At 69.5% G+C, this 22,082-nt stretch carries 14 protein-coding genes; 10 read left to right on the top strand and 4 right to left on the bottom strand.

Annotation, left to right across the window (positions count from 1 at the left end; translation table 11 throughout):
- Positions 1–118 precede the first annotated feature (118 nt).
- The gene (locus tag AC1D1T_RS03525) at positions 119–1,249 is read right to left on the bottom strand and encodes an acyltransferase family protein (RefSeq protein WP_477824809.1); all 1,131 of its coding nucleotides are present in this window, start codon (positions 1,247–1,249) and stop codon (positions 119–121) included.
- Between the two features lie 51 nt (positions 1,250–1,300).
- Between AC1D1T_RS03525 and AC1D1T_RS03520 the strand changes: the two genes are divergently transcribed.
- The 4 genes from AC1D1T_RS03520 to AC1D1T_RS03505 all read left to right on the top strand — a co-directional run bounded on the left by AC1D1T_RS03520 (position 1,301) and on the right by AC1D1T_RS03505 (position 9,437).
- Complete coding sequence (locus AC1D1T_RS03520; protein ID WP_477991414.1) at positions 1,301–3,664, top strand: UvrD-helicase domain-containing protein; 2,364 nt, start codon at positions 1,301–1,303, stop codon at positions 3,662–3,664.
- Between the two features lie 235 nt (positions 3,665–3,899).
- Entirely contained in the window at positions 3,900–6,887 is a 2,988-nt protein-coding gene (locus AC1D1T_RS03515; protein ID WP_477838709.1) for an alpha-L-rhamnosidase-related protein, read from the top strand.
- A 70-nt stretch (positions 6,888–6,957) separates the two neighbouring features.
- The gene (locus tag AC1D1T_RS03510) at positions 6,958–7,443 is read left to right on the top strand and encodes a hypothetical protein (protein ID WP_465113689.1); all 486 of its coding nucleotides are present in this window, start codon (positions 6,958–6,960) and stop codon (positions 7,441–7,443) included.
- Entirely contained in the window at positions 7,440–9,437 is a 1,998-nt protein-coding gene (locus tag AC1D1T_RS03505; RefSeq protein WP_477824806.1) for an alkaline phosphatase, read from the top strand. The genes AC1D1T_RS03510 and AC1D1T_RS03505 overlap by 4 nt, the downstream gene beginning before the upstream one ends.
- Before the next feature lie 15 nt (positions 9,438–9,452).
- On the opposite strand, the gene AC1D1T_RS03500 is transcribed toward AC1D1T_RS03505, so the two are convergent.
- Positions 9,453–10,142 carry a P-loop NTPase family protein gene (locus AC1D1T_RS03500; protein WP_047509600.1) on the bottom strand — a complete coding sequence of 230 codons (690 nt, stop codon included), beginning with the start codon at positions 10,140–10,142 and terminating at the stop codon, positions 9,453–9,455.
- A 226-nt stretch (positions 10,143–10,368) separates the two neighbouring features.
- Between AC1D1T_RS03500 and AC1D1T_RS03495 the strand changes: the two genes are divergently transcribed.
- Positions 10,369–12,348: a PhoX family protein gene (locus tag AC1D1T_RS03495; RefSeq protein ID WP_477824805.1), complete on the top strand. Its 1,980-nt coding sequence runs from the start codon at positions 10,369–10,371 to the stop codon at positions 12,346–12,348.
- Positions 12,349–12,442: 94 nt separating this feature from the next.
- Here the strand turns inward: AC1D1T_RS03495 and polA are convergent, their stop codons facing one another.
- On the bottom strand, positions 12,443–15,271 hold the full coding sequence (gene polA, locus AC1D1T_RS03490; protein WP_477838703.1) for a DNA polymerase I: 2,829 nt from the start codon (positions 15,269–15,271) through the stop codon (positions 12,443–12,445).
- Between the two features lie 477 nt (positions 15,272–15,748).
- Between polA and AC1D1T_RS03485 the strand changes: the two genes are divergently transcribed.
- The 5 genes from AC1D1T_RS03485 (at position 15,749) to AC1D1T_RS03465 (ending at position 19,563) form a co-directional block, all read left to right on the top strand.
- A complete protein-coding gene (locus AC1D1T_RS03485) occupies positions 15,749–16,615 on the top strand; it encodes a DNA ligase (RefSeq protein ID WP_465113685.1) in 867 nt (288 codons plus the stop codon).
- A gap of 71 nt (positions 16,616–16,686) precedes the next feature.
- Positions 16,687–17,028 carry a hypothetical protein gene (locus AC1D1T_RS03480; protein WP_156155042.1) on the top strand — a complete coding sequence of 114 codons (342 nt, stop codon included), beginning with the start codon at positions 16,687–16,689 and terminating at the stop codon, positions 17,026–17,028.
- 8 nt (positions 17,029–17,036) lie between these two features.
- A complete protein-coding gene (locus AC1D1T_RS03475) occupies positions 17,037–17,996 on the top strand; it encodes a homoserine kinase (RefSeq protein WP_477991411.1) in 960 nt (319 codons plus the stop codon).
- A 14-nt stretch (positions 17,997–18,010) separates the two neighbouring features.
- A complete protein-coding gene (locus tag AC1D1T_RS03470) occupies positions 18,011–18,826 on the top strand; it encodes a BPSS1780 family membrane protein (protein ID WP_156155041.1) in 816 nt (271 codons plus the stop codon).
- Complete coding sequence (locus AC1D1T_RS03465; RefSeq protein ID WP_477991409.1) at positions 18,823–19,563, top strand: SDR family oxidoreductase; 741 nt, start codon at positions 18,823–18,825, stop codon at positions 19,561–19,563. The genes AC1D1T_RS03470 and AC1D1T_RS03465 overlap by 4 nt, the downstream gene beginning before the upstream one ends.
- A gap of 146 nt (positions 19,564–19,709) precedes the next feature.
- On the opposite strand, the gene AC1D1T_RS03460 is transcribed toward AC1D1T_RS03465, so the two are convergent.
- Positions 19,710–22,070: a GH92 family glycosyl hydrolase gene (locus AC1D1T_RS03460; RefSeq protein ID WP_477824901.1), complete on the bottom strand. Its 2,361-nt coding sequence runs from the start codon at positions 22,068–22,070 to the stop codon at positions 19,710–19,712.
- Positions 22,071–22,082: the final 12 nt, after the last annotated feature.

Raw genomic sequence — 22,082 nt, 5'->3', positions numbered from 1 at the left:
CAAAGGGTGGGGAAGAGCGCTTGACTTGGAACCCGGCCGCCCGGCAGAAGGCCTCGAAGCAATGCGAGGGCGCCGAAACGAAAAACCGGGCGCCAAAATTTGGGCCCGGTGACGAATTCTACGCGGCGGGGCTTGCCCCCTCGGCCGGCCCTGTTTCTGGCTGCCCGGCTGTCGGATGGCGTGCCTTGCCGATGAACTGCGGCGCGAACCGGTTCAGCAGCGCGACCAGGGGCACGCACGCGAGCAGCGACACCGCGCTGATCGCCGCTGCATACGCCGTGACGGCCGGCAGCGTGTCAGCCAGCGCGATGGCCTCGGCCAGCTTCGGGTTGAAGAAGTGGAAGAACACGCCGTTCAGGCCCATCAGCGGCAGGCTGTTGCGGCCGATCCAGGCCGCCACCCGCGTGGCCGGCAGCAGCATCGCGAGGCCGGTCACCGCCAGCGTGCCGGCCAGCGCGCTGAACGCGAAGCCGAGCGCGTCGCCATGCTGCGCCGCCGCCATCATCACCGCCTGCGCATCGTGCGGGTGGTTCAGCCGGTAGGTCGCGAGCAGCGCACTGGTGCAGGCGAGCGTCACCAGCAAGACCATGCCGCGGTGCGTGGCGAGCTGCTGCAGGAAGGGCCGCAGCACCTGCCCGATCGTGTAGAAGCCGAGCGCGACGATCGCCTCGCGCACGAACCAGATGCGGCTGACCTGTGCGACCCAGCCGCCCAGCGCGTCGCCGTGGTTGCACAGGAACACGCCGCCGGCGATGCAGGCGGCGGCGAACGCCAGCCGCGCCGCCACATGCCGTAGCCGCGGCAGCACCACCAGCGCCATCGCCTCGCAGACGAACATGCAGACGAGGAACCAGGTCACCCAGTTCAGCTCCGGCATGCCGCGCAGGTAGGCGGCGCCCAGCGGCTGCGCGTAGTACCACCACGCGAAGTGGTGCTTCACCGCGCTGAGCGACCACAGCGGCAGCAGCAGCAGCCCGAAGAACAGCACCGGCACCAGGCGCAGCCGGGCCAGCGTGCGCAGGCGCGGCAGCAGCGCGGCCACCGGGTGGAAGAACAGCCCGGCCAGCACGAAGAACAGCGGCATGTGGAAGGCGTAGATCAGCCGCAACTGATCGACGGCGGACGCGTTGTCGCCGGCACGGCTCTGCACCACGTGCCCGTAGAACATCAGCACGATGCCCACCGCCTTCGCGGTGTCGACCCACGGCAGGCGCTGCGTGCCGCGTGGCGTGGCGAAGCCCGAATCCATCGCTGCATCGTAGGAAGGCGCGCCGGCAGCGTCCATCCCTACAATCGACGGATGCATGACGATGGCTCCAGCGAGCACCTCTCTCCACAGCGCGACCCCGGTGCCGACGGCCGCCTCCTCGACAACCTGAACCCCGAGCAGCTCGCCGCGGTGACGCTGCCGGCCCGCCCGGCGCTGATCCTGGCCGGGGCCGGCTCGGGCAAGACGCGCGTGCTGACCACGCGCATCGCCTGGCTGATCCAGACCGGCCAGCTCACGCCCGGCGGCGTGATGGCGGTGACCTTCACCAACAAGGCCGCGAAGGAGATGCTGACGCGGCTCGGCGCGATGCTGCCGGTGCCGGTGCRCGGCATGTGGATCGGCACCTTCCACGGGCTGTGCAACCGCTTCCTGCGCGCGCACTGGAAGCTCGCCGCGCTGCCGCAGGGCTTCCAGATCCTCGACTCGGCCGACCAGCTGTCGGCCGTCAAGCGGGTCATCAAGGCGATGAACCTCGACGAGGAGCGCTTCGTTCCGAAGCAGGTCACCTGGTTCATCGCCGGTGCCAAGGAAGAAGGGCGCCGCCCGAAGGACGTGGAGCAGCGCGACGAGCAGGAGCGCACGCTGGTGCGCGTGTACGAGGCCTACGAGGCGCAGTGCCAGCGCGAGGGCGTGGTCGATTTCGCCGAGCTGATGCTGCGCACCTACGAACTGATGCGCGACAACGCCGCGCTGCGCGAGCACTACCAGCGGCGCTTCCGCCACATCCTGGTCGACGAGTTCCAGGACACCAACAAGCTGCAGTACGCCTGGCTGAAGATGTTCGCCGGCCCGCACGCCGCGGTGCTGGCGGTCGGCGACGACGACCAGAGCATCTACGCGTTCCGCGGCGCGCAGGTCGGCAACATGGCCGATTTCGAGCGCGAGTTCCACGTCGAGCAGGTGATCAAACTGGAGCGCAACTACCGCTCGTTCGGCAACATCCTCGATGCGGCCAACGAGCTGATCTCGCGCAACTCGCGGCGGCTCGGCAAGAACCTGCGCACCGAGGCCGGCCCGGGCGAGCCGGTGCGCGTCTACGAGGCCACCAGCGATTTCGCCGAGGCGCAGTGGTTCGTCGACGAGGCGCGCCAGCTGCACCGCGACGGCATCGCGCGCCGCGACATCGCGATCCTGTACCGCAGCAACGCGCAGAGCCGGGTCATCGAGAGCGCGCTCTTCAATGCCGCGATCCCGTACAAGGTGTACGGGGGCCTGCGCTTCTTCGAGCGCGCCGAGGTCAAGCACGCGCTGAGCTACCTGCGGCTGATCGAGAACTCGAACGACGACACCAGCTTCCTGCGCGTCGTCAACTTCCCGACGCGCGGCATCGGCGCGCGCTCGATCGAGCAGCTGCAGGATGCGGCGCGCCAGAGCGGGCGCAGCCTGTACCAGAGCGTCGGCGCGCTGAGCGGCAAGGCGGGCGGCAACCTGCAGGCCTTCACCGCGCTGGTCGACGCGATGCGCGAGGCGACGCGCGGGCAGACGCTGCGCGAGATCATCGAGCACATGCTGCATGCCTCGGGCCTGGTCGACTTCTACAAGACCGACAAGGAAGGCAAGGACCGGCTCGAGAACCTCGACGAACTGGTCAACGCGGCCGAGGCCTTCGTCACGCAGGAGGGCTTCGGCAAGAACGCGGTGGCGCTGCCGGTGGACGAGCATGGCGGCGCCGAGACGATCGCGGCACTCGAGCAGACGCCCGATGCCGAGACCGGCGAGATCATGTCGCCGCTCGCGGCCTTCCTGACGCATGCGTCGCTGGAGGCCGGCGACAACCAGGCGCAGGCCGGGCAGGACGCGCTGCAGCTGATGACGGTGCACTCGGCCAAGGGGCTGGAGTTCGACGCGGTCTTCATCACCGGGCTGGAGGAGGGGCTGTTCCCGCACGAGAACAGCGTGTCCGACATCGACGGGCTCGAGGAAGAGCGGCGCCTGATGTACGTCGCGATCACGCGGGCGCGCAAGCGGCTGTACCTGAGCTTCAGCCAGACGCGCATGCTGCACGGGCAGACGCGCTACAACGTCAAGAGCCGCTTCTTCGACGAGCTGCCCGAGGCGGCGCTGAAGTGGATCACGCCGCGCAACCAGGGCTTCGGCTCGGGCTTTGCGCGCGAGTACCAGGCGGCGTGGGCCCGGGGTTCGGGGCTGAACTCGATCGTCGGCGCCGGGCGGGTCGAGCCGCGGCCGCAGTCGGTGGCGCAGCCGGGCGGGCCGAAGACCACGTCCAGCCACGGGCTGCGCACCGGGCAGGGCGTGTTCCACAACAAGTTCGGCGAGGGCGTGATCGTCACGCTGGAAGGCGCCGGCGACGATGCGCGGGCGCAGATCAACTTCGGGCGGCACGGCATGAAGTGGCTGGCCTTGTCGGTCGCGAAGCTGACGCCGGTGAACTGAAAACGCAGGCTCATGGTGAACCCCGAGGCGGCCGCCGGCCGATCGGGCCGGCGGTTGTCCCATCACTCAGGTTCTTCCCGCGATTCCGTCAGGGCGCCGGCCCTGACAGCGCTTGCAAACTCCCGCAGCGCCGGGCGCCCGCATAAGCGTCTCTTATCCCGGCGATCAGCATTCGTCGTTTGATGGGCGCTTTCACACTCCGTAGAGTCCCGCCCCACACCAGGAGGCAAAGACCATGCAGGGACGCAACGCAGTGAGATTCTTCATCGTCGCGTGGACGACGGCAGCGGGCGCCTTGCTCGGCGCCTGCGGCGGCAGCGGCGACGCCGGCGGCACGGTCTCGGCGCCATCCGCCGCGACCGCATCGGCCGGCAGGCCGGAGAAGGCCGCCGCGGCGGCTGCCGCCACACCGTGGAGCCAGTACATGCTGTCCCCGTCGTCGCGCACCCTGGCCCCGGTCGTGGTCTTCAAGACCGTCGGCACGGTGCAGAACCCCAACAACCTGCTGACCGGCAACACCGCGATGATGTCGGGCCGCGGCAGCTACGTGGTGCTGGATTTCGGCAAGGAGGTCGGCGGCTTCGTCTCGCTGGACTTCCCGGCCGCCGGCAGCAACGCCGAATCGGTCGGCCTCGCCTTCACCGAGTCGAGCGAGTACGTCGGCCCCGTCAGCGACGGCTCCAACGCCGGCCTGAACGCGGGCGCGAGCAGCTCGACCGACGGCGCCATCTACGCGAGCGTCAACAGCACGACCGGCACGACCTACACGATGCCGGCGGCGAGCCTGCGCGGCGGCTTCCGCTACCTGACGCTGTTCATGAACTCCGACGGCTGGGTGCACCTCGCCAACATCCGGCTGCGCTTCACGCCGGCGCCGTTGATGAGCGACCCGAGCGCCTACCCGAACTACTTCTACAGCAACGACGACCTGCTGAACAAGCTCTGGTATGCCGGCGCCTACACGGTGCAGACCAACACGATCGCGCCCGACCAGGGCCGCAAGCTGCTCGCCACGGGCTGGGACAACACCGCCGTGGTCAGCGGCGGCACCTCGGTGCTGACCGATGCCGCCAAGCGCGACCGCACGGTGTGGTCGGGCGACCTCGGCATCTCGGCCGCGGTGGGCTATGTGTCGACCGCCGACACGCTGTCGGTGAAGAACGCGCTGCAGCGCCTGTACGACAGCCAGAAGGCGAGCGGCGAGCTGCCGTACTCCGGTCCGCCCTTCGACCTGTACAGCTCCGACACCTACCACCTGTGGACGCTGATCGGCACCGAGACCTACCACCTCTACAGCGGCGACACCGACTGGCTGCGCTCGATCTGGCCGCGCTACAAGCAGGGCATGGCCTTCATCCAGGCCAAGGTGAACGGCGCGCACGGGCTGCTGCACGTGACCGGCACCAACGACTGGGCACGGGGCGGGCAGGGCGGCGAGAACATCGCGGCGAATGCAATGCTGTACCGCGCACTCGTCACCGGCGCCACGCTGGCAACCGCGGTGGGCGAGGGCGCGACGGCCACCGCTTACGCGACTGCGGCCGCGACGCTGAAGTCGCGCATCAACGCCACGCTGTGGGACGCCGCGGCCGGCGCCTACCGCGACAACCCGGACAGCACGCTGCTGCCGCAGGACGGCAACTCGCTCGCGGTCTGGTACGGGGTGACCGACAGCGCCGACAAGCCGGCGGCCGTCGCCCGCTACCTGAACGCCAACCTCGGCACGCTGGGCGCGCTGACGCCGGAGTGGGGCGGCAACATCTCCGGTTTCGCCGGCTCGATGCAGCTGATGGCGATGTCGGCGGCCTCGCGCGATGCCGATGCGCTGGCCCTGATGCGTCGCCAGTGGGGCTTCATGCTCAACCACCCGACGCGTGGCACCGGCACTTTCTGGGAGGGCTTCGGCGCGGACGGCGGCAGCGGCGGCTATGCGCCGTGGTTCGTCAGCCACGCCCATGGCTGGTCGTCCGGGCCGACCTCGGCGCTGACCTTCTACACGCTGGGCATCAGCCCGACGACGGTGAAGGGGCAGCAGTACGGCGTGATCCCGCACCCCGGCGACCTCACGCACGTCGAGGGCCAGCTGACGTTCGACGGCAGCAAGCGCGTCAGGAACAGCTGGGACCGCGGCAGCGACGGCAGCTTCACGATGACGGTGGACAGCAGCTCGCACACCGGGTCGGTCGGCGTGATCGGCATCCCGCGCTTCGGCATCGACCGGCGCGTCAGCATCGACGGCGTGGAGGTGTGGAACGGCAGCGCCTTCAGCGGCGCAGCCGGCATCGCGAGTGCCGACCAGGACAGCCGCTACATCTACTTCCGCGGCGTCCAGCCGGGTGTGCGCACCTTCCGCACGGCAGGCACGGGTGCTGCCTGGGCGAGCTGCGCGGCCGAGGCCGGGCAGTGCGTCTTCGAGGGCGTGCGCGGCGTGCGCTACGGCAGCGGCAGCAGCTTCGTCTACGGCAGCTTCAACGGCAGCGTGGCCTGCAACAACGCGACCTTCGGTGACCCGGCGCCGAACGTCGTGAAGCACTGCGAGCTGAGCGACACCGAGCGGCCGCCGGCGATCGGCATCTGGACGCCGTGCGCGCTGGAAGGCCAGGGCTGCAGCTTCGACCGCACCCGGACCGTGGCCTATGGCGCGCAGTCGTCGTACCGCTTCCTGACGCGCAGCGGCCCGGTGGCCTGCGACAACGCGACCTTCGGCGATCCGATCTTCGGGGTGGCCAAGCGCTGCTGGGTGGGCCACCTGCCGCAGAACCCGGGCTTCGAGTCGCCGGCGGTGGCGGCGGGCAACGGCGTGCAGTACGGCGCGGCGAACGCGGGCTGGACCTTCTCGCCGGAGAGCGGCACCAGCGGCTCGGGCCTGCAGAAGAACGGCGGCGCGTTCGGCGCGGTGGCCGCGCCGGAGGGCCTGCAGACGGCCTTCGTGCAAAGCGGCGGGGCGATGAGCCAGGGCCTGCCCGACCTGTCGGCGGGGCGGTATGCGGTGCGTTTCAAGGCGGCGCGGCGGGGTTGGAGCTTCGGCGGCGTGCAGACCCTCGGCGTCTGGCTCGACGGCAACCTGCTGGGCAGCTTCACCCCGGGATCGACGCAGTTCGAGTCGTTCACGACCCCGCCGATCGCGCTCGGTGCCGGCGCGCACACGCTGCGTTTCGCGGGCCAGAACACCACGGGCGACAACACCGCCTTCGTCGACGAGGTCGTGCTGGTGACCTACTGAGCCGGCGTCACGCGCCTGTCATGGCGCCCCGCGATCATCAGGCAGCTCGGGGAGTCGTGGAGGGAGACCCATGCGTCGTTGTTGGAAGGCGTGGCTGCTGTGTGCGGCCACGCTGCTGGGTTCTGTCGCGGCCGAGGCCGGGCCGCAGGCCGCCGATCTGAAGTTCCGCGAGTTCTTCCAGCTGCCGGTCGGTCCGCGCGGCCTCGTGCCGAGCGCGCGCCTGCTGTCGCTGGACGGCCAGCCGGTGCGCATCACCGGCTACCTTGCGCACCAGGAGGCGTCGTCCGCCGCACCGGGCATCGCGTTGCTGACCCCGCTGCCGGTCTCGCTCGGCGACGAGGACGAGAGCTTCGCCGACGACCTGCCCGCCTCGACGCTCTACCTGCACCTCGCCGGCCCGCTCGCTGCGCGGACGATCTCGTACCGCCCGGGCCTCGTCTCGCTCACCGGCACGCTGCAGGTCGGCGCGCAGCGCGAGGCCGACGGCCGCAGCTCGTTCGTGCGCCTCGTGCTCGACCCCGAATCCGCATCCGTTCTCCTGGAGTCCCCGAAATGACCCGCCTTGCTGTTGCCGCCCTCCTGCTCGCCGCTGCCTCCGCCCAGGCCGCGCCGAGCGTCACGCGCCTCGTGCCGCCGAGCGAGCTGTTCACGTCGAACGACCCGAACCCGCCGGTGATCGCGCGCTTCCTGCCCGGCCAGCGCTTCGACCTGCAGGCCACCGTGCGGCTGGACGCCGGCACCACGCTCGCCTCGTTCGAGTTCGCGGTCGACGGCGTGGTGCTGAAGCCGGCCTCGGCCGTCACCAGCGTCGTGACGACCGGTTTGAGCCTGCCGGCCGGCACCAACGCCGCCGTCGTCTCGCAGCGCGCCTACTCCAACGCGAAGCCCGGCATCCACAAGCTGACCGTCAACGCGACGCAGAGCGACGGCCAGCGCGTCAGCGCCACCGGCAACTTCGAAGTGGTTGCGCTGGCCGGCGCGGGCCGCAAGGCGAAGAACATCATCATCCTGCTCGGCGACGGCATGGGCGCGGCCCACCGCACCGCGGCGCGCATCATGGCCAAGGGCTATGCGCAGGGCAAGGCGCATGCGGCGCTCGCGATGGACACCTTCCCGAACACCGGCATGGTGATGACCTCGTCGCTCGATGCGATCGTCACCGATTCTTCGCCCGGCATGTCGAACTACGTGACCGGCAACAAGGCTGCGAACAACCAGGAAGGCGTGTTCCCGGACGACACCGCCGACGCGTTCGACAACCCGCGCGTCGAGTACCTGTCGGAGTACCTGCACCGCACCCAGGGCAAGGCACTGGGCATCGTGACGACGGCCGACGTGTTCGACGCGACGCCGGCCGCCAACGCGGTGCACACCTCGAACCGCGGCAACGGCACCGGCATCGTCGACCAGTTCCTGGACGACCGCGGGCTGACCGGCCTGTCGGTGCTGATGGGTGGCGGGCGCAAGTGGTTCCTGCCGAACGGCGATGCGCTGAAGGCCGACGGCTCGCGCAACGGCCAGGCCGTCAACGGCTCGCAGCGCGACGCGAAGTCCGACTACGTGCTGCCGCCGGACCTGGTGGCCGGCTGGGGCGCGGCGCTGGGCGCGAAGGACCCGGCGCGCGACCTGATCGCCGACTTCCAGGGCGCCGGTTTCGCCTATGCGCCCGACCGCGCCGGGCTGGTTGCGGCGGCCGGTGCCGACAAGCTGCTCGGGCTGTTCTCGTACTCGAACATGAACGTCGCGTTCGACAAGATCAACAAGCGCCGCGGCGTCTCGACCATCGTCGACGACTACGGCTTCCCCGACCAGCCGATGCTCGACGAGATGGCCGAGACCGCGCTGCAGGTGCTGTCGCGCCAGAAGAACGGCTTCGTCGCGCTGATCGAGGGCGCGTCGATCGACAAGCAGGCGCACCTGATGGACACCGACCGCTGGCTGTTGGAGGTGATCGAGTTCGACCGCGCGGTGCAGGTGGCGAARGACTTCGCCGCGAAGCACCCCGACACGCTGGTCATCGTGACGGCCGACCATGAGTGCTCGGGCGCCGCGATCATCGGCGCGTCGACCAAGCCGGTGGCCGCGATCCGCGCCGCCGCCGCGCCGGCCGAGGGCGCGAGCGCGCCGAGCGCCGCGACGCTGCGCGACCCGGTGGTCGGCGTCTACCAGGCCGCGAAGTTCCCGAAGTACACGATCGCCGCCGACGGCTACCCGCAGAGCACCGACGTGGACTACAAGATGCTGATCGGCTACGGCGCCAACGCCGACCGCTACGAGAGCTGGCTCGCCAACGCGACGCCGACGCAGGATTCGCAGCAGCCCTTCGTCGGCCAGGCGCCGCAGAGCGGCTACCCGGCGAACCCGAGCGTGCGCAACCAGGGGGCGGGCTTCCTGGTGACCGGCCAGGTGCCGGGCGACCAGGCGGTGCACACCGCCACCGACGTCCCGCTGTCGGCCCTCGGCCGCGGGGCCTCGCTGTTCAGCGGCGTGATGGACAACACCGACATCTTCTTCAAGATCGCCCAGGCGGCGACCAAGGGCACGAAGTAGCCCCCGGGGGCTACGTCACACCTCCACGTCGTCCACTTCGCGGTAGACGTCGCGCATCCACATCTTCAGGCGCTGGCGGTCCATCAACCCCAGCGTCGCGTCGTTGTCGCCTTCGCGGGCATTCCAGAAGCTGATGCTCGCCGCGTCGATCTTCTGGATCACGGTGTCGTGCAGCTTGCGCATCGTCACCACCTTGGCGCCGAACGACAGCGCGCGGGCCTGCTCGCCCGATTGCTCCAGCACCGAGAAGTCGCTGCCGCGGATGTGGTTGCGCACCAGCACGTACTTGAAGCTCGGGCCGAAGCGGTCGAGCAGCTTCTTCAGCAGGTCGACCGAGTCCTTGCCGGCGTCCATCACGTGCCAGTAGTGGACCTGAGAGTTCGTCTCGTCCAGCAGGTTCAGCACGCCCGACTCGTCCATCCAGCGCACCAGCGGGTCGTGTGTCTGCGCGGCCAGGTCGACCAGCACGCGGCGGTCGGGCTGGTCCACCGCGGCCTCGACGATCGCGTCGAGCGCCTCGTAGCGGTCCACCAGCACCGGCGACGCGTAGCCGGCATAGAAGCGCATCAGCGCACCGTGCGAGCGGTCGGTGTCGAAGCCGATGAAGGGCATCTGGCGGTCGATCAGGTACTGGGCCAGCACCCGTGCCATCAGCGACTTGCCGACGCCGCCCTTTTCGCCGCCGATGAAGTGGATCTTGCTCATGCCGAAGCTTCTCCGAGGTTTGGTGGTCGGGCGACAGTATGAACGCAAGCGCGCCACGGGCCTGCCGGGCTGCCGCGCAAGGTGTTTCGAGGCGTCATGGTGCCGTCATGCGCTTGTCACGCCGCTTTCATGGTGCCTGCTTAACCTGCCGCACGCCAAGACACACCTCGACACGACCCGCCACGCGCGGTGACGTGCCTTCTCCCTCACTCTCCAAGGAAGCCTGATGAGCCACCCAACCGTCGACGCGCGTCGCCGTCTCCTGAAGCTGTTGTCCGGGGCCCCGCTGCTGCCGATGACGAGTTCCACCGCATTCGCCGGCCTGCTGGCCGCCTGCGGCGGTGGTGACGATGGTCCGGCGCCGGCCGCACCGGCCGCCACCGTGACCTCGGTCGAGTTCACCGCGATGGCCGCGCCCGCTGCCGCCGACGTGGCCGCTCCCACCGCTGCCGAACTGGCCGCGATGGGAGCGACGTCCGTCGGCTCCAAGCTGATCGCCAACTACAGCGACGGCACGACCCAGACCTTCGCGCTGAAGTACGAGCCCTTCTTCATCACCGGTGAAATGGTGCCGGACGGCAAGGGCAGCACCATCCTCGCCGGCGGCTACGTCGACATGGCCGGCCAGCCGATCCGGGATACCTCGATGGTCGGCAAGGAGCGCCAGTTCTTTTCCGATTCGCCGGACGGCAGCTCGCTGCTGACCGTGCCGAACCCGACCGTCGCCGGCCTGAAGGGCAAGGCGGTGTTCGCCGTCGTGCAGTTCGAGTACATGACGCGCAACCAGGCCGGCGCCGACACGTACGGCACGCTGCCCTCGCCGATCGCGGTGCTGACGCTCGACCAGGACCAGGCCACCGGCAAGCTGAGCCTGGTGAAGTACCACAACGTCGACACCTCGCCGGCACACGGTCTGTGGATCACCTGCGGCGCCAGCCTGTCGCCGTGGGGCACGCACCTGTCGAGCGAGGAGTACGAGCCGGATGCGGCCTTCATCGACACCAACACGCAGTTCAAGGCCTACAGCAAGAACACCTTCGGCGACGAGACCAAGGCCAACCCGTACCACTACGGCCACCTGCCGGAAGTGACGGTCAACCCCGACGGCACCGGCACGATCAAGAAGCACTTCTGCCTGGGCCGCATCTCGCACGAGCTGATCCAGGTGATGCCGGACCAGCGCACCGCGATCATGGGTGACGACTACACGAACGGCGGCTTCTTCATGTTCGTCGCCGACAAGGCGAAAGACCTGTCGGCCGGCACGCTCTACGTCGCCAAGGTCGGCGCCGGCTTCTCGATCGACCCGGCTGCCGCCGGCGCGGCGCTGACCTGGGTCAAGCTCGGCCATGCCACCAGCGCCGAGATCGAGGTTCTGGCCAATACGCTGAAGGCCAAGGACATCATGGCCGTCAGCAAGACCGATCCGCTGGACGCCACGTACACCAAGATCTTCTGCGACGGCAAGGCCAACTGGGTCAAGCTGGTGCCGGGGATGGAGAAGGCCGCGGCCTTCCTGGAGACGCACCGCTACGCCAACCTGGTCGGCGCGAGCATGGTCTTCACGAAGATGGAAGGCACGACCGTCAACGCGAAGGACAAGATCGGCTACTCGGCGCTGCAGAACATCCAGGCCTCGATGGTGAAGGGCGACGCCGCCTGGCGCGAAGAGATGGGCGTGAGCCTGGACAAGAAGCTGGTGGCCGGCGGCATCCTGGCGCACACGCTGGCCGGCGGCCAGAAGGACACCTCGGGCGCCGCGATCGACAGCGAGTGGGTGCCGGTGCAGACCAAGGCGCTGCTGGTCGGCGAGGACATCGCGGTCGACCGCCTGGGCAACACGTCGAACCCGGACAAGATCGGCAACCCGGACAACATCAAGTTCTCCGAGAAGATGCGCACGCTGTTCATCGGCGAGGACAGCAGCACGCACGCGAACAACTTCCTGTGGGCCTACAACGTCGACACGAAGAAGCTGTCGCGGCTGCTGTCGGTGCCGGCAGGCGGCGAATCGACCGGCCTGCACGCGGTCGACGACATCAATGGCTGGACCTACATCATGAGCAACTTCCAGCACCCCGGCGAATTCGTCGGCGGCATGCCGGCCGCGCTCAAGACGGGCCTGGACCCGGTGGTGAAGGCGAACTACAAGGACAAGTTCGGCGCGGCCGTCGGTTACCTGACGGGACTGCCCGAACTCGGCTGATTCGGCTGATCAGGGAGGAACGGCCACGGAGGTGGCCGGTGCTGGCCAGAAGAGGGAAGGGGCCGCGGGCGTGATGCCTGCGGCCCCTTTTTCATCAATGCGCCTGGTCCCAGTTCCGCCCGATCCCCACCTCCGCCACCAGCGGCACCTTCAGCTTCGCGACGCCGGCCATCAGCCTCGGCACCTCGGCCTTCACCCACTCGAGCTCGGCTTCCGGCACCTCGAGCACCAGTTCGTCGTGCACCTGCATCACGAGCTTCGTCGCGCGCTGCTCGGCCAGCAGCACGTTCTGCACCGCCACCATCGCGAGCTTGATCAGGTCGGCCGCCGTGCCCTGCATCGGCGCATTGATCGCCTGCCGCTCGGCACCGGCGCGCCGCGGGCCGCTGCCGCCGTTGATCTCGGGCAGGTAGATGCGGCGGCCGAACAGCGTCTCGACATAGCCCTTGTCCTTGGCCGACGCCCGCGTCTCGTCCATGTAGCGCTTCACGCTCGGGTAGCGCGCGAAATACCGCTCGATGTAGTTCGTCGCCGCGCTGCGCTCGATGCCCAGGCTCGACGCCAGCCCGAACGCCCCCATGCCGTAGATCAGCCCGAAGTTGATCGTCTTCGCGTAGCGCCGCTGCTCGCTCGTGACCGCCGCCGGCTCGATCGCGAACACCTCGGCCGCGGTCGCGCGGTGCACGTCCATGCCCTCGGCGAAGGCCTTCAGCAGGCTTTCGTCGCCGCTGATGTCGGCCATGATGCGCAGCTCGATCTGCGAGTAGTCGGCGCTCAGGATCACGTGCCCCGGCGGCGCGATGAAGGCCTCGCGCACGCGCCGGCCTTCGGGCGTGCGGATCGGGATGTTCTGCAGGTTCGGGTCGGTGCTCGCGAGCCGCCCCGTCACCGCCACCGCCTGCGCATAGTTCGTGTGCACGCGGTGCGTCTCGGGGTTCACCATCAGCGGCAGCTTGTCGGTGTAGGTGCCTTTCAGCTTCGCCAGGCTGCGGTGCTCCAGCAGCTTGGCCGGCAGCGGGTAGTCCTCGGCCAGCTTGTCCAGCACCTCTTCGTCGGTGCTCGGTGCGCCGCTCGCGGTCTTCTTGATCACCGGCAGCCCGAGCTTGGTGAACAGGATCTCGCCGATCTGCTTCGGCGAGCCCATGTTGAACGGCTGGCCGGCGAGCTCGTGCGCCTCCTGCTCCAGCGCCACCATGCGCTCGCCCAGCTGCTGGCTCTGCGCCGACAGCACCAGCGCATCGATCAGCACGCCGTTGCGCTCGATCTGCTGCAGCGCGATCGCCGTCGGCATCTCGATCTGCTGGTAGACGCGCAGCAGCCCCGGCTCGGCCTGGATCTGCGGCCACAGCGCCTGGTGCACCTGCAGCGTCATCTCGCTGTCCTCGCCGGAATAGCGCGCCGCGCGCGCCACGTCGACCTGCGCGAACGGGATCTGGTGCGCGCCCTTGCCGCACAGGTCTTCGTAGCTGAGCCCCTTGCGGCCCAGGTGGCGCTCGGCCAGGCTTTCCAGGCTGTGCGGGCGGTGCGCCTCCAGCACGTAGCTCTGCAGCAGCGTGTCGTGGACGAAGCCGCGCGCGAGGATGCCGGCGTTCTGCAGCACGTGGAGGTCGTACTTGATGTTCTGGCCGAGCTTCGGCGCGGCGGCGTCTTCGAGCCACGGCTTCAGGCGCGCCAGTACCTCGTCGATCGGCAGCTGCGCCGGTGCGTCGGCGTAGTCGTGGCGCAGCGGCACGTAGGCCGCCTCGCCCGGCTGCACCGCGAACGAGACGCCGACCAGCTGCGCGCGCATCGGGTCGAGCGAATCGGTCTCGGTGTCGAACGCTGCGAGCGGCGCGGCCTTCAGGCGCGCGATCCAGGCGTCGAGCGCCTCGAAGCTGGTGATGGTGTCGTAGCGGCCGTCGGAGGGCGGCTCGTCCGTGGCCGTGGCAGCGGGCTCGTCCGGTGCGCCGTCGCCGAACAGGTCGCCCGTGGCGCTGTCGGCCGGCGGCTTGGGCGGCTTTACTGCCTTGACCGGCGCGGGCGGCGGTGCCGCCACCGCCGTTTCCAGCTCGCGCTTCCAGCTCTTGAAACCGTAGCGGCCGTAGAAGTCGAGCAGCGCGGCGTTGTCGGTCGGCTTCAGCGCCAGCCCGTCGAGCGCCGGCCAACCGGCCAGGTGCTCGGCCAGTTCGCAGTCGTCGCGCACCGTCACCAGCTTGCGGCCCGTCGGCAGCCAGTCGAGCGCCTTGCGCAGGTTCTCGCCGGCGACGCCCTTGATGCTCGCGGCCGCGTCCATCACGCCTTGCAGCGAGCCGTACTCTGCGATCCATTTCGCGGCCGTCTTCGGGCCGACCTTCTCGACGCCGGGCACGTTGTCGACGGTGTCGCCCATCAGCGTCAGGTAATCGACGATGCGCTCCGGCGGCACGCCGAACTTCGCCATCACGCCCGGCACGTCGAGCTTCTCGCTGCTCATCGTGTTGATCAGCGACACGCGCTCGTTGACGAGCTGCGCCAGGTCCTTGTCGCCGGTGGAGATCACGACGCGGTGGCCGCGCTCGGCCGCCACCCGCGCCAGCGTGCCGATCACGTCGTCGGCCTCGACGCCGGGCACCATCAGCACCGGCCAGCCGAGCAGCTTCACCACCTCGTGGATCGGCTCGATCTGCTGCACCAGCGGCTCGGGCATCGGCGCGCGCTGGGCCTTGTACTCGGGGTACCAGTCGTCGCGGAAGGTCTTGCCCTTGGCATCGAACACGCAGGCCGCGTGCCCGGCCTTCACGTCGATCAGGGCGCGCTTGAGCATGGCCACCATGCCGTGCAGCGCGCCGGTCGGGAAGCCTTCGGCGCTGCGCAGGTCGGGCAGCGCATGGTAGGCGCGGTAGAGGTAGCTGGAGCCGTCGACCAGCAGCAGCGTGCCGGCGTCAGTGGTGGATGTGTCGGTCATCCGGCCATTGTGGCGGATGGCGCATGCGATGGAACTCGGCATGGAGGCCGGTTACTCAGGCTGGCATCCTGTCGCCGCGGCGGCGGCGCGATGGACATCGAACAACCCCTTGATGGGAGCCGGCACGCATGATCTCGAGACAGAGTCCACAACAATCGCCTCGCAACGACATTGAAGAGCCATCGACCTCGACACCATCGACCCGCGACAGCTCGGAACTTGCTGGCAAGATTCAAGACGAAAAAGCGCAAGCACGGGATGCCATCCCGTCGACAGTACCTGGCGGCTGCATGCCTTACGCGGCGTGGCGTGCCGATCAAGACATCGCCGAGCGCGAAGATGCGGCCCTGCGTGCGGGGTTCGGAATGGAGCGCGCGAGAGAGATCGCAGGGACCCCGGGATCGACCATCCGGGGTTGGGTGCACTCGGCTGGCGAATTGCCTGAGCACGAGAATCAGTAAACGGCAAAGGCTCCTCATGCTCCCACCCATCGCGCTGACCGTGCTGGTCGCTGCGCTCCATGCCGGCGTGCCGCTGGCCACTGCCGTGCAGGCCGCGGCGATCGGCCACGGCAAGCCTTCGATGATGCTGGCCCAGCCGTATGCACGTGGCGCCTTCCAGCCCGCGCTGCACTGGGTCAGCGAGAAATACGACGGCGTGCGCGGCTACTGGGATGGCAAGCGCCTGCTGACGCGCAACGGCCACCCGATCCGCGTGCCGGCCTGGTTCACGTCGGGCTGGCCGCAGCGCGCGATGGATGGCGAGCTGTGGGCCGGCCGCGGCCGCTTCACCGCAGCGGCATCGACGGTCGCCGCCGAGGTGCCGGACGACGCCGCGTGGCGCGAGATGCGCTTCATGGTGTTCGATCTGCCCGACGAGCCGGGCGATTTCGACCACCGCCTGCCGCTGATCGAGCGCCTGGTCAAGACGGTCGGCACGACGTGGATCGAGGCGGTGGTGCACGGCCGGGCCGCGGATGAAGCCGAGCTGTTGAAGCTGATGCGCCGTGTCGTCTCGGTCAACGGCGAGGGCCTGGTGCTGCACCGCGGCGATTCGCTCTACCTGCGCGACCGCAGCGATGCGCTGCTGAAGCTGAAGCCGCAGGACGACGCCGAGGCGCGCGTCGTCGGCCACCTGCCGGGCGAAGGCAAGTACGCCGGCCAGCTCGGGGCGCTGCTGGTCGAGATGCCCGACGGCCGGCGCTTCCGGCTCGGCAGCGGGCTGAAGGATGCCGAGCGCCGCCAGCCGCCGCCGATCGGTGCGACCGTGACCTACCGTTACCGCGGGTTTCATGAGAGCGGCCTGCCGCGCTTCGCGACCTTCCTGCGGGTGCGGCCCGACTGAGCTGGGGACGGGGCCAGTGGTGGTTGACCCCGGCGCGGGGCGTGCGCGGCAGCGCTGCCTACAATGCCCCCATGAAGCTGCTGCCCGTGCTGGCCTGCCTGGCCTTGTTGTCGTCGATCGCCCCCGCCCTCCATGCGGAGCCCGTGCCGGCGCCGAAGCCGATTCCGGCCCCGGTCGAGAACTTCGACACCGGCGAACCGCAGGTCGACCACCTGGTGCACGAGGACGAAGGTTCGCGCATCGAAGAGTTGCGCGTGCGCGGCGAGGTCAAGCGCATCGTCGTCAAGACCAAGGCCCCGCTGAAGGGCGAGTACGAGATCCTGCCGGACAACGCCGCCAAGGGCGTGCCGCAGGCGCCCAACGGCTCGCGCGGCGTCGCCGGCCAGCGGGTCTGGCAGGTCCTTGCCTTCTGAGCGGGCCGATGGCTGTCTTCACCGAGGTTTCGTTCGACACCGCCGCCGCGCTGGTGGCCCGCCTGCAGATCGGCGAGCTGACCGCGCTGAAGGGCATCGCGGCCGGCATCGAGAACACCAACTACTTCGCCGACACCACGCAGGGCCGCTACGTGCTGACGGTGTTCGAGCGCCTGAGCTTCGAGCAGCTGCCGTTCTACCTGCACCTGATGAAGCACCTGGCGCGCCACGGCGTCGCGGTGCCCGAGCCGCAGGCCGACGCCGCGGGCGAGATCCTGCACCAGATCGACGGCAAGCCTGCCGCGGTGGTCGACCGCCTGCGCGGCGGCCACCAGCTCGCACCCGACGAGCTGCACTGCCGCAGCGTGGGCGCCGCACTGGCGCAGATGCACCTGGCCGGCGCCGACTTTCCGCGCCAGCAGCCCAACCTGCGCGGCCTCGCCTGGTGGGCCGAGACGGTGCCGGTGGTGCTGCCCTTCCTGGCCGATGCGCAGCGCGCGCTGATCGAGGCCGAACTCGCATTCCAGCAGCAGGTGGCGGCGTCGCCGGCCTATGCGGCGCTGCCGCGCGGGCCGATCCACGCCGACCTGTTCCGCGACAACGTGATGTTCGAGGGCCACGCGCTGACCGGCTTCTTCGATTTCTACTTCGCCGGCGTCGATGCGCTGCTGTTCGACATCGCCGTGTGCCTGAACGACTGGTGCATCGACCTCGACACCGGCCGCCTGGCCGAAGACCGCGCGCTCGCCTTCGTCGAGGCCTACGACGCGGTGCGGCCGCTCGGCTCCAGCGAGCGGCGGCTGATGCCGGCGCTGCTGCGCGCCGCGGCCTTGCGCTTCTGGATCTCCCGCCTGTGGGACCTGCACCTGCCGCGCGATGCGTCGGTGCTGAAGGCCCATGACCCCACTCACTTCGAGCGCGTGCTGCGCCAGCGCGTCGAGAACGCCTGGCATCCGGCGATGGGCTGACCGATGGCTGACCGATGAAATTCCAGCATGTTCCCGCGAGCCGCGGCGCCCTCTGGGTGCGCCAGGGCGTGGCCGCCTTCGCGACGCGGCCGCTCGCCTACTCCGGCCTGCTCGGCCTGTCGCTGTTCGCGAGCTTCGTGCTCGCCTTCATTCCGCTGCTCGGGCCCTTCCTGCTGCTCGGGGCGTTCCCGTTGCTGTCGCTGGGCTTCATGATCGCCACGCGCCTGACGCTGGCCGGCCGCTCGCCGATGCCGACGGTGTTCATCGCGCCGCTGCGCGTCGACGGGCCGCGGCGGCGCGCGCAGCTGTGGCTCTATGCCGGCTATGCGCTGGCGGCCTTCCTGATCTGGTTGCTGACCTATGCCATCGCGGGCTCGCGGGTGATCGAACTGCAGCAGTTGCTGTACAGCGCCAACACCCCGCCGGAGGTGCTCGACGCGCGCCTGTCCGACGGCCACCTGCAGCTGGGCATGCTGGTGCTCTTCGCGTTGAGCTCGGTGCTGAGCGTGGTCTGGTGGCATGCGCCGGGCCTGGTGCACTGGGGCGGCATGAGCGCGTCGAAGGCGCTGTTCTTCAGCCTGGTGGCGTGCTGGCGCAACCGCGGCGCCTTCGCCATCTACATGCTCGTCTGGTTCGGTACGGCGCTGGCGGCCGTCATCCTGGTGAGCCTGGTGTCGTCGCTGCTCGGCCAGCTGGAAGTCGGCAAGGTGCTGATGCTGCCGGTCTGGCTGATGATCCTGAGCGCCTTCTACGCATCGCTGTTCTTCACTTTTGCCGACAGCTTCGAGTTGCCGTCGGCAGACACCGACACCGGGAGTCCGTCGCCATGAATGCAGCCGCCGCGCCGTCGAAGATCGCTCTTGTCACCGGTGCCGGAACCGGTATCGGCCGCGCGTGTGCGCTGGCGCTGCTGCGCGAGGGCTGGGGCGTGGTGCTGGCCGGCCGCCGCGCCGAGCCGCTGCAGCAGACGCTGGCGCAGGCGGGCGAGCGGGCCGCGAATGCGCTGGCGGTGCCCACCGATGTGGGGGATCCGGCGTCGGTGAAGGAATTGTTCGCGGCTACGCGCGAGCGCTTCGGCCGGCTCGACCTGTTGTTCAACAATGCCGGTGCCGGCACGCCGGCGATGCCGATCGAGGAGTTGAGCTACGAGCAGTGGAAGGCGGTGGTCGACGTGAACCTGACGGGCGCCTTCCTGTGCACGCAGGAGGCGTTCCGACTGATGAAGGCGCAGACGCCGCAGGGTGGGCGCATCGTCAACAACGGCTCGATCTCGGCGCATGCGCCGAGGCCGTTCTCGGCGCCTTACACCGCCACCAAGCATGCGATCAGCGGGCTGACGAAGGCCAGCTCGCTGGACGGCCGGCCGTTCAACATCGCGGTTGGCCAGATCGACATCGGCAATGCCGCCACCGACATGACCGAGCGCATGACGCGCGGCGTGCCGCAAGCCAATGGCAGCACGATGGTGGAGCCGCGGATGGATGTGCAGCATGTGGCGACTTCCCGGTGGGGGACTCGCTGCGCGAGGGCTTTCTCTTCCCTGCGGGGGCTTCCTTTCACTGCGTGAGGCTGCTGCCGGGTCTCGCCCCGGCGGGCGAGTCACTTTCATTTGCCTTGCCAAATGAAAGTGACTCGCCCGGCAGGGCGAAACCTGCCCGCACAGCGCAGCGTCCGGGGCGAGACCCGGCAGCAGCCCCACGCAGTGAACCAACCTCATGGAGTGTCGAAAGACGGCGGCGCATCCCCCGGTGCACTCCCCCAGGCCGGGATCGGCATCGGCACCAACACCGTGTCGATCACCGTGTCCTCCGCCAGTTGCGTCAACGGCAGCCAGGTGCGCGTGGACGGCTGGCCGTCGATCGCCATGTCGGCGATGTAGATGCCCAGCGTCCCCGCATTCGGCGCATTGATCGTCAGCGTGTGCCCGTTGCCCATGCGCACCACGGTGCGCGGGAACAGCGGGCTGCCGAGCACGAAGCCGCCGACACCCGGGATCTCGGGGTACAGGCCCAGCGCACCCCACACATACCAGGCCGACAGCGAGCCCAGGTCGTCGCTGCCCATCAGCCCCTCGGGACGGTTCGCATACTGTTCGTCCAGGATGCGACGCACCACCGCCTGCGACTTCCACGGCGCCCCGGCGAATGCATAGGCCCACGGCGTGCCCTGCTCGTTGGCCAGCGACATGAAGGCCTGCAACCCGGTCGAGCCGCTGTTCAGGCGCTGGAAATGCTCGTCCAGCCGCGCGACCGCGACGCCATTGCCACCCATCCGGTCGATCAGGCCCCGGTAGTTCTGCGGCACCATGAAGGTGTACTGCGCCGGGTTGCCGAAGCCGAACGTGCCGCCGTCGTTGCGGCCCGGGTTGAACGGCGCCACGAAGCTGCCCGACGCGTTGCGCGGCTGCATGTAGCCCGAACTCCCGAGCAGCGTCTTCCAGGCCTGGCCGCGCGCCAGGTAGAGATCCCGCTTGGCACCATCGCCCAGCGCGCCGGCGAACTGGCCGATCGCCGCATCGGCCAGCGCGTACTCCAGCGTGTTGGCGGCCGCCGCGCCCTGCCCGTACGGGATGTAGCCCAGGCTCAGGTACTGCGACAGGCCAGGCCGCGTCTCGCAATCGCGCGAGCGCAGGAAGGGCGTGCTGGCGCCGCGCTCCATCACCGCCAGCGCCGCCGCGGTGTCGAAGTCCGTGCTGCCGAAGGCATGCAGGCTGGACACAATCACCGCTCCCGGGTCGCCGAACATCATGCAGCTGTCGCTGTTCGCGATCGGCCAGCGCGGGAAGCCGGCGTTGCTGGCCAGCGCATCCACCACCAGCGATTGCGCCATGTCGCTGCCCTGCTTCGGTGCGAGCCACGCCACCAGCTGCATCTGCGAGCGCGAGGTGTCCCAGCCGGAGAAGGTGGCGTACTTGTCCCAGCCGCTGGTCGTGCGGACGACGTTGTCGAAGCCGACGTACTGGTTGTTGACGTCGCTGAACAGCGTCGGGTGCAGCAGCGCGTGGTACAGCGCGGTGTAGAACTTCACCTCGTCGTCAGGCCTGCCGTTGCCGTCGACCTGGATGCGCCCGAGCATCTCGCCCCAGGTGTCCCGGGCCTGCTGGCGCACGCCGTCGAAGTCTGTGCCGGCCAGCTCGGCCTGCAGGTTCAGCCGGGCGTTCGCCACGCTCACATACGACACCGCGATGCGCAGCTGCACCGGCGTGCTGTCGGCGAACGTGACCCAGCCGCCGGTCTGCGGGCCGAGCACCGTGGTGCGCGAGCCGGGGCTCACAGCCGATGCGCGGTAGGTGCCGAAGCTGCTGAACGGCCGGTCGAAGCGGCCGTGGAAGTACACGGTGTAGCGGCCGTTGCCGCACACGCCCGCGCCCTCCACGACGCCTTCGATCGTGTTGTCGCCGACCAGCTGCAGCTGGGCATTGCGCCCGGTGCTGGCGTTGCGGCCGACATTGAGGATCACGCTTGCGATGGCGCTGTCCGGGAAACTGAAGCGCGCGAAGCCGCCGCGGCGCGACACCGTCAGCTCGGCGCCCTGGCCATTGCTCGCGGTCACGCCGTAGAACCCCGGCGAGATCTGCTCGCCGGCGTGCGTGAACGGCATCTGGTAGCGGGCAAGGTTGGCGGCGGGCGAGGGGCCGACGGGGCCGGCGAAGGGCAGGATCGAAACATCCTGCTGCACCGGGCAGCCGGTGCCGCTGGCATGGACCAGGCTGAAGCCCTGGATGATGGGCTTCGCGTAGTTGTAGCCGCCGTGGGCGTTGGCCTCGCCGTAGCCGGTGTCGGGGCTGAACTGCACCATGCCGAAGGGCAGGGCCGCGCCCGGGTAGGTGCTGCCCGACAGGGTTTCAGGCGGCCGGTCCTGCAGGTTCGGAAACCCGATGCCGGTGCCGATGTAGGCGTTGACGCGGGCCAGCGGGTCCACCGTAGCCGCCGAGGCCGCCGGGTCGGCGGCAGCAGCGCGTTCGGTCAGCGCGGTGGGTGACGACAGTGGCGACGATGGCGACGAATCAGGCGAACCGCCGCCTCCACAGGCGGCCAGCAGCAGGCTGGTCGCGAGTGCGATGAGCTTCTTCATGGACTCCCTCCG

The organism is Rhizobacter sp. P2_H3, from assembly GCF_056403355.1.
Note: the sequence above shows the minus strand (reverse complement) of the source record. Positions and strands in the feature narration are given on the sequence as shown.